The following is a 6,614-nucleotide window of genomic DNA, read 5'->3' as shown; positions in this document are numbered from 1 at the left end:
CCCCCCCCCCCCCCCCGCCCCGCCGGGCCCCCGCCCCCCCGCGCCGCCGGGCGCGGGGGGGGGGGGGCCCCCCCCCCCCCCCCCCCCCGCCACGGTGCTGGTTCACCTTGATCGGGTAGACCGCGGTATAGCCGCCAGCGTAGTCCCAGTCGGACTGGGCCTGGGCGAAAGCTGCCTGCAGCTTGCCCAGGCGCTGGCCGAGGATGTCCGGAAAGCGCACCAGCAACGGCAGCTTGGCGCCGGCGGCACGCGCCGAATCGACAACCTGCGGCAACGACACCGCCGCGCCCTGGGCGCCTGCGGGACGGACCACGACGTGCCCGGCGGCATCGACGTCGAAATAACCATCAGACCAGTGCGGAATCGAATAGGTCTTGCGGGCCTGTTCGAGGGACCAATCGCTCATCGGCGTAGCAACTCTCAGCTGTGGATAAATAAGGACGCGCATTCTAACGCTAGCGGGGCAAGGGTCCGTTACAATCCGCGCCCTCACTACCTCCCCTCTCCCCCCGGGAGAGGGGTCGGGGGTGAGGGTAAGCGTGAAACCTGAATATGTCAGGCTTCGCCCTTACCCTCATCCGCCCCTTCGGGGCACCTTCTCCCAACGGGAGAAGGGCACAGCCTCCCCTTCCAGGAACTTGCAATGACCTCCAACGAAAACTGGTTCATCGAACACTTCCAGCCGACTGGTTCGGCTATTGGTTTCCGCATCACCGGCAAGCTGGACGAGGTGCAGTCGCCGTTCCAGAAGATCGAGATCTACGACAGCACCGACTGGGGCAAGTTGATGGTCATCGACGGCGCCATGATGCTGACCAGCAAGGACAATTTCTTCTACCACGAGATGATCAGCCACCCGGTGCTGTTCACCCACCCGGCGCCCAAGCGCGTGGTGATCATCGGCGGCGGCGACTGCGGCACCCTGCGCGAGGTGCTCAAGCACCCGGGCGTGGAAAGCGCCACCCAGTGCGATATCGACGAGCAGGTCACCCGCATGGCCGAGAAGTACTTCCCGGAACTGTGCGAATCCAACGGTGACGTGCGCGCCGAGCTGCTGTTCGACGACGGCGTGGCCTACATGGCCAACTGCGCCCCGGGCAGCGTGGACGTGGTGATCGTCGACTCCACCGACCCGGTCGGCCCGGCCGAAGGCCTGTTCAACAAGGCTTTCTTCGAAAGCTGCTTCCGCGCCTTGAAGGACGATGGCCTGCTGGTGCAGCAGAGCGAGTCGCCGCTGGCCCTGCTCGATCTGATCAAGGACATGCGTTCGGAAATGGGCAAGGCCGGCTTCCAGTCGTTCAAGACCCTGCCGTTCCCGCAGCCGTGCTACCCGACCGGCTGGTGGTCGGTGACCGTGGCCAGCAAGCAGGCCGGTTTCGGTTTCGGCTTCCGTGAGGCCGACTCGGCCGCCAAGCCGTTCGACACCCTGTACTACACCGCCCCCCTGCACACCGGCGTGCTGGTCAGCCCGCCGTTCGTGGCCAAGGCGCTGGGCGAGTAAGCCCGCTGCCAGTGCCGTGAACCAAGCCCCGCGCCCGCAACGGCGCGGGGTTTTTCGTTTTCCGGCCATCACGCGCACAGCCCGGGTTTCATCAGTCACATCATCGCAACAATCCTTTCCGGCCCAGGACGCCAACTTTTTTTTTACATTCAGCAATTCATGGACCGTGCAGTTTTATAATTGCCGCACATCCCCGCCCACTCGGGCACGTTAGACCGGCTTTGCAAGACGCTTTCCGCGCCATGCCCGCGTCAGGAAGGTTTTGATGAACACATTGCCCAGTTTCGACGGCGAACACGCGGTTGTTCCCGCCCATCATCTGCTCAAGCGCGGCGAACGCCTGCTGGAGCCTGACGTCTACCGCACCGAACTCGACGGCCGCCCGGCCGTGGTCAAGGACTACCGCCGCTACCAGGGCACCCCCCTGTCGCCGGTAGCGCGCCTGCTGGTGCGCCGCGAAGCCAAGGTGCTCAAGCGCCTGCAGGGCTGGAAGCACGCTCCGGCGCTGCTGGGCACCCTTGGCGGTCTGGCACTGGGCATGGAGTTCATCCCCGGCGACACCTTGAGTGCCGGTGTGCAGGGCGTCACCCAGGAAGTCTTCGATCAGCTGCAGAACGCGCTGGCACGCCTGCATGCGGCTGGCATCACCCATAACGACCTGCACGGCACCAATGTGGTGGTCAGCGCCGGGGTGCCGGTACTGCTGGACTTCACCTCGGCGCTGCGGGCCCCGCGCTGGCTGCGCAACTGGCCGATCTTCCGCCAGCTGCGCCGCAGCGACATGAAGAACCTGGTGAAGATGCGCCAGCGCTTGACCGGAATGAAGCCCTCCGCCGAACAGGCCGCGGCGCTGGCCGAGCCGGGCTGGGTGCAGGCGGTGCGTAATGCGTGGAAGCGGCTTTATCGGCGAATCAAGGGCTAAAACCTACCCCTCCCCAACCCTCCCCTTGGCTGCGCCAAAGGGAGGGGGCAGAGCGCTTGGCCCCCTCCCTTGCGCAGAGCGCAGGGGAGGGCTGGGGAGGGGTGCTCTAAAGCTCTAAAGCTTCAAATCCCCAAAACCCAAAACCTCAGAGCGCATCCCCATCCAGCTCGCCGGTACGTATCCGCACCACGCTGCCCAGGTCGTACACGAATACCTTGCCGTCGCCGATCTTGCCGGTGCCGGCGGCCTTGACGATGGCTTCCACCACTTCATCAGCCTGCGCATCGGTCACCGCGACCTCGATCTTCACCTTCGGCAGAAAATCGACCACGTACTCGGCACCGCGATACAGCTCGGTGTGGCCCTTCTGCCGACCAAAGCCCTTGACCTCGGTGACGGTGATACCGGCCACGCCGCGTTCCGCCAGCGCCTCGCGCACGTCGTCCAGTTTGAACGGCTTGACGATGGCCATGATCATCTTCATTGGTCGGCTCCTTGGGTAATACCTGCAGCATACCGTGCAGGCTGACGTGCCACTAGCAAGGTTCCGGACTATCCTTACCATTGGCACTAACGGATACCGATGCCCGCAACCAACAGCCGCCACCTAGGCTCGGCTCACCCCTGCGGAGAAACCCCATGATCGACCTCAACCACATCGACGAGCTGGCCCGCCGCCTGAGCAGCCTGGTGCCGCCGGGTCTGCGCGAATCGCGCGAAGAACTGCAGGCCACCTTCAAGACCGCGCTGCAGGCCGGCTTGAGCAAGCTGGACCTGGTCACCCGCGAAGAATTTGAAGTGCAGCGCGCCGTGCTGCTGCGCACCCGTGAAAAGCTCGACGCGCTGGAACACGCCGTCGCCGCCCTGGAAAACCGCGCCTCCGACAAGAACGCCTGAGCGCCGGGCCGTGAGCCTGGCGCTGGTGCACAGCCGCGCCCGTGCGGGGGTGCGCGCACCGTTGGTACAGGTGGAAGTGCACCTGTCCGGCGGCCTGCCCTTCACCCAGATCGTCGGCCTGCCCGAAGCCGCCGTACGCGAGTCACGCGATCGTGTGCGTGCCGCCATCCTCTGTGCGCAGTTCGACTATCCGGCGCGCCGCATCACCATCAATCTGGCACCAGCTGATCTGCCCAAGGAAGGCGGCCGGTTTGATCTGCCGATCGCGCTCGGCATCCTCGCTGCCAGCGGACAGATCGATCGCGATGCCTTGGCCAACTACGAGTTCATTGGCGAGCTGGCGCTGACCGGTGAACTGCGCGCGGTAGACGGCGCCCTGCCCGCAGCCATTTCATCCGCCGATGCCCGGCGCTGCCTGATCGTGCCACCCGGCAACGCCGGCGAAGCGGCGCTGGCCCAACACGCCGAGGTCAAAGTCGCACGCACGCTGCTGGAAGTCTGCGCAGCGCTGGGTGGCACCAAGCAACTGCCGGATGCGCAGGTACCGCACACCGCACCCGCTGCACTTGCAGACCTCAGCGATGTGCGCGGCCAGCAACAGGCGCGACGCGCCTTGGAGATTGCTGCTGCGGGCGGCCATCATCTCCTGCTGCTGGGTTCGCCTGGCTGCGGCAAGACCCTGCTGGCCTCGCGCCTGCCCGGCATCCTGCCCGAAGCCACCGAAGAAGAAGCCTTGGAATCCGCGGCCATTGCCTCGATCAGCGGTCGCGGCGTTGATCCGAGTCGTTGGCGACAGCGTCCCTATCGCTCTCCTCATCACACCGCCAGCGCGGTTGCACTGGTTGGCGGCGGCTCGCATCCGCGCCCTGGAGAGATCTCGCTCGCGCACAACGGCGTGTTGTTCTTGGACGAGTTGCCGGAGTGGAGCCGACATGCATTGGAAGTGCTGCGCGAGCCACTGGAGTCCGGTACGGTCACCGTCTCACGCGCGGCGCGCAGCATGGAGTTCCCGGCACGTTTTCAATTGGTCGCGGCCATGAACCCTTGTCCTTGCGGCTGGGCCGGTGACAGCAGTGGCCGCTGCCGCTGCTCCGCGGAAAACATACGGCGCTATCGCGCGCGCATTTCCGGGCCGCTGCTGGACCGCATCGACCTGCACCTGCAGGTCCCGCGGCTGGCGCCGAGTGAGCTGCGTGGGGACGCCGCTACCGGCGAAAGCAGCGTCGAAGTGCGTGGCCGGGTAATGCAGACACGCGCGCGGCAGCTGGAGCGAGCCGGCAAGGCCAATGCACATCTCGGGCAGGCGGAGACGTTGCGGGACTGCGGCTTGTCGACTTCCGATGCTGATCTGCTCGAGCAGGCGATGGAGCGACTGCAGCTGTCGGCAAGGTCGATGCACCGGATCCTGCGGGTGGCGCGGACGATTGCCGATCTTGCCGGTGAAGCTGCGATCCAACGGGTGCATCTGACCGAGGCGATTGGCTATCGGCAGTTGGATCGGGGTGAGGTTGGGGGTGAGGGGTAGGCTGTTGTGGGCGATAGGGGCTGCAACGGCAGAAACTTACTCCTCCCCAGCCCTCCCCTGCGCTTCGCGCAAGGAAGGGGGTAGAGCCTGGCTCCCTCCCTTTGGCGCAGCCAAGGGGAGGGTTGGGGAGGGGTTAGCTCTTAAAGCACCACATTCAAGACAAATCCCAGAAATCCGTTCACCATCGCCAACAGCCCCCGCAGAGACCGGCCATGGAACGTATCGAGCGCCCCTACTTCCCGATCATCTACGTGCGCGGCTACGCGATGACCCGCGATGAGATCGTCGAAACCACCTCCACGCCGTTCATGGGCTTCGAGGCCGGCTCCACCAAGATGCGCCAGGCGCAGGACGGCAGCATCGTCAAGTTCGTGTTCGAGTCGCCGCTGGTGCGCTTGATGAAGGACTACAACTACCGCGACGTCTACGAGTTCGGTGCCGAGCGCCGCGACCGCATCTCGCCGCGCTGCATCGTCATCCATCGCTACTACGATCCGGCCGACCCGGCCTTCGGCGATGGCAAGACGCCGTCCATCACCGATGCCGCCGCCGCGCTGGGCAAGCGCATCGAACAACTGCGCGACAGCATCTGCGGCAACAATGCCGCCATGCGCAAGGAGTTCCGCGTCTATCTGGTCGCCCACTCGATGGGCGGGCTGATCTGCCGCTGCCTGCTGCAGAACCCGGACGTGGCCAGCGCCGAGGTGCGCGCGATGGTCGACAAGGCCTTCACCTATGCCACGCCACACAATGGCATCGAAGTCGGCGGCATCAACCTGCCGAACCTGCTGTCGATCAACGACATCAACAACTTCAACCGGACCAACATGGGCAAGTACCTGAAGGTACCCAAGGACAAGGTCAACACCCTGGGCACGTCCGGCTTCCCGCCCGAGCGGCTGTTCTGCCTGATCGGCACCAACAGCCGTGACTATGCCGCCGCGCATGGCCTGTCCTCGTTTGCGGTCGGTGCGTTGAGCGATGGTCTGGTGCGCATCGCCAACGCCTATGTCGAAGGCTCACCGCGCGCCTTCGTCAACCGCAGCCACAGCGGCTACTTCGGCATCGTCAACTCCGAGGAGGGCTACCAGAACCTGGTGCGCTTCCTGTTCGGCGATACCTGCGCCACCGCCCAGCTCGACATCAGCGCACTGCCCTTCCCGCCAGAAATCGAGGCAGCGCGCAAGCGCGGCAAGAAGATCGAGTCCTCCTACTACATCGAGGCCACGGTCGCCCCGCGCGGTGCTTACACCTATGAACTGACCTCGCGTACCCAGGCCAACCAATGCGCCATCCGCCGCGAGTACGGCGATATCTTCGATGCGCAGGGAAATCTGCTCAAGGACAAGCGCTCAACCGTGCTGTTCTCGGTATTCCTGGACAGCAGCAAGATCCTGGCCGGCAGCGAAATCGCCTTCTCCATCGACCTGGCGGTCAGCAATGCCGGCTATCAAGTAGACGGTGCGCTGTTCCTGAAGAACCATATCCCCGGCGAGTACCTGTTCCGCAACACGCTGGTGGTTTTCGCCAAGCCCGATGAGGCCGGCGGCTGGCGCCTGCGCTACGTGTGGAGCGACGATCAGTGGGCCGGCGGGCCCAAGAACGAAGCCGAGTTGGATACCGCGCGTACCAAGGCCATCGGCATCAACCAGCAGACACCGAATATCTTCAGCGTACCGATGCAATCAGCGAAGGGCTTCAGCGCCGAGCTGAAGCTATCGCTCTCAGATTGGCGCTGAGCCAGCCGGCACCACCACGCATCGCCGCCA

The 6,614-nt window shown here is 65.0% G+C and carries 6 protein-coding genes and 1 pseudogene; 5 read left to right on the top strand and 2 right to left on the bottom strand.

Annotated elements, in window-relative coordinates:
* Positions 1-406: pseudogene (locus tag ACVOLV_RS15910) on the bottom strand (hypothetical protein); the annotation flags it as partial.
* A 237-nt stretch (positions 407-643) separates the two neighbouring features.
* On the opposite strand from ACVOLV_RS15910, the gene speE reads away from it, so the two are divergent.
* Entirely contained in the window at positions 644-1,501 is an 858-nt protein-coding gene (gene speE, locus ACVOLV_RS15905) for a polyamine aminopropyltransferase (protein ID WP_481555228.1), read from the top strand.
* 265 nt (positions 1,502-1,766) lie between these two features.
* Positions 1,767-2,423: an RIO1 family regulatory kinase/ATPase domain-containing protein gene (locus ACVOLV_RS15900; protein WP_481555227.1), complete on the top strand. Its 657-nt coding sequence runs from the start codon at positions 1,767-1,769 to the stop codon at positions 2,421-2,423.
* Between the two features lie 145 nt (positions 2,424-2,568).
* Here the strand turns inward: ACVOLV_RS15900 and ACVOLV_RS15895 are convergent, their stop codons facing one another.
* On the bottom strand, positions 2,569-2,907 hold the full coding sequence (locus tag ACVOLV_RS15895) for a P-II family nitrogen regulator (RefSeq protein WP_057628415.1): 339 nt from the start codon (positions 2,905-2,907) through the stop codon (positions 2,569-2,571).
* Positions 2,908-3,062: 155 nt separating this feature from the next.
* Between ACVOLV_RS15895 and ubiK the strand changes: the two genes are divergently transcribed.
* The 3 genes from ubiK to ACVOLV_RS15880 all read left to right on the top strand — a co-directional run bounded on the left by ubiK (position 3,063) and on the right by ACVOLV_RS15880 (position 6,584).
* Positions 3,063-3,320 carry a ubiquinone biosynthesis accessory factor UbiK gene (gene ubiK, locus ACVOLV_RS15890; RefSeq protein ID WP_481536176.1) on the top strand — a complete coding sequence of 86 codons (258 nt, stop codon included), beginning with the start codon at positions 3,063-3,065 and terminating at the stop codon, positions 3,318-3,320.
* Between the two features lie 10 nt (positions 3,321-3,330).
* A complete protein-coding gene (locus tag ACVOLV_RS15885) occupies positions 3,331-4,845 on the top strand; it encodes a YifB family Mg chelatase-like AAA ATPase (protein ID WP_481555226.1) in 1,515 nt (504 codons plus the stop codon).
* Positions 4,846-5,057: 212 nt separating this feature from the next.
* A complete protein-coding gene (locus ACVOLV_RS15880) occupies positions 5,058-6,584 on the top strand; it encodes an esterase/lipase family protein (RefSeq protein WP_481555225.1) in 1,527 nt (508 codons plus the stop codon).
* Positions 6,585-6,614: the final 30 nt, after the last annotated feature.

Source organism: Stenotrophomonas sp. STEN023, assembly GCF_056760135.1.
The sequence above is the reverse complement of the archived record's forward strand: the minus strand, read 5'-3'. Positions and strand labels throughout refer to the sequence as shown.

Bases quoted from the DNA above. Each gene is read 5' to 3' on its own strand.
- ACVOLV_RS15895 (WP_057628415.1), bottom strand. From the start codon at position 2,907: ATGAAGATGATCATGGCCATCGTCAAGCCGTTCAAACTGGACGACGTG.
- ACVOLV_RS15900 (WP_481555227.1), top strand. From the start codon at position 1,767: ATGAACACATTGCCCAGTTTCGACGGCGAACACGCGGTTGTTCCCGCC.
- speE (WP_481555228.1), top strand. From the start codon at position 644: ATGACCTCCAACGAAAACTGGTTCATCGAACACTTCCAGCCGACTGGT.
- ubiK (WP_481536176.1), top strand. From the start codon at position 3,063: ATGATCGACCTCAACCACATCGACGAGCTGGCCCGCCGCCTGAGCAGC.
- ACVOLV_RS15880 (WP_481555225.1), top strand. From the start codon at position 5,058: ATGGAACGTATCGAGCGCCCCTACTTCCCGATCATCTACGTGCGCGGC.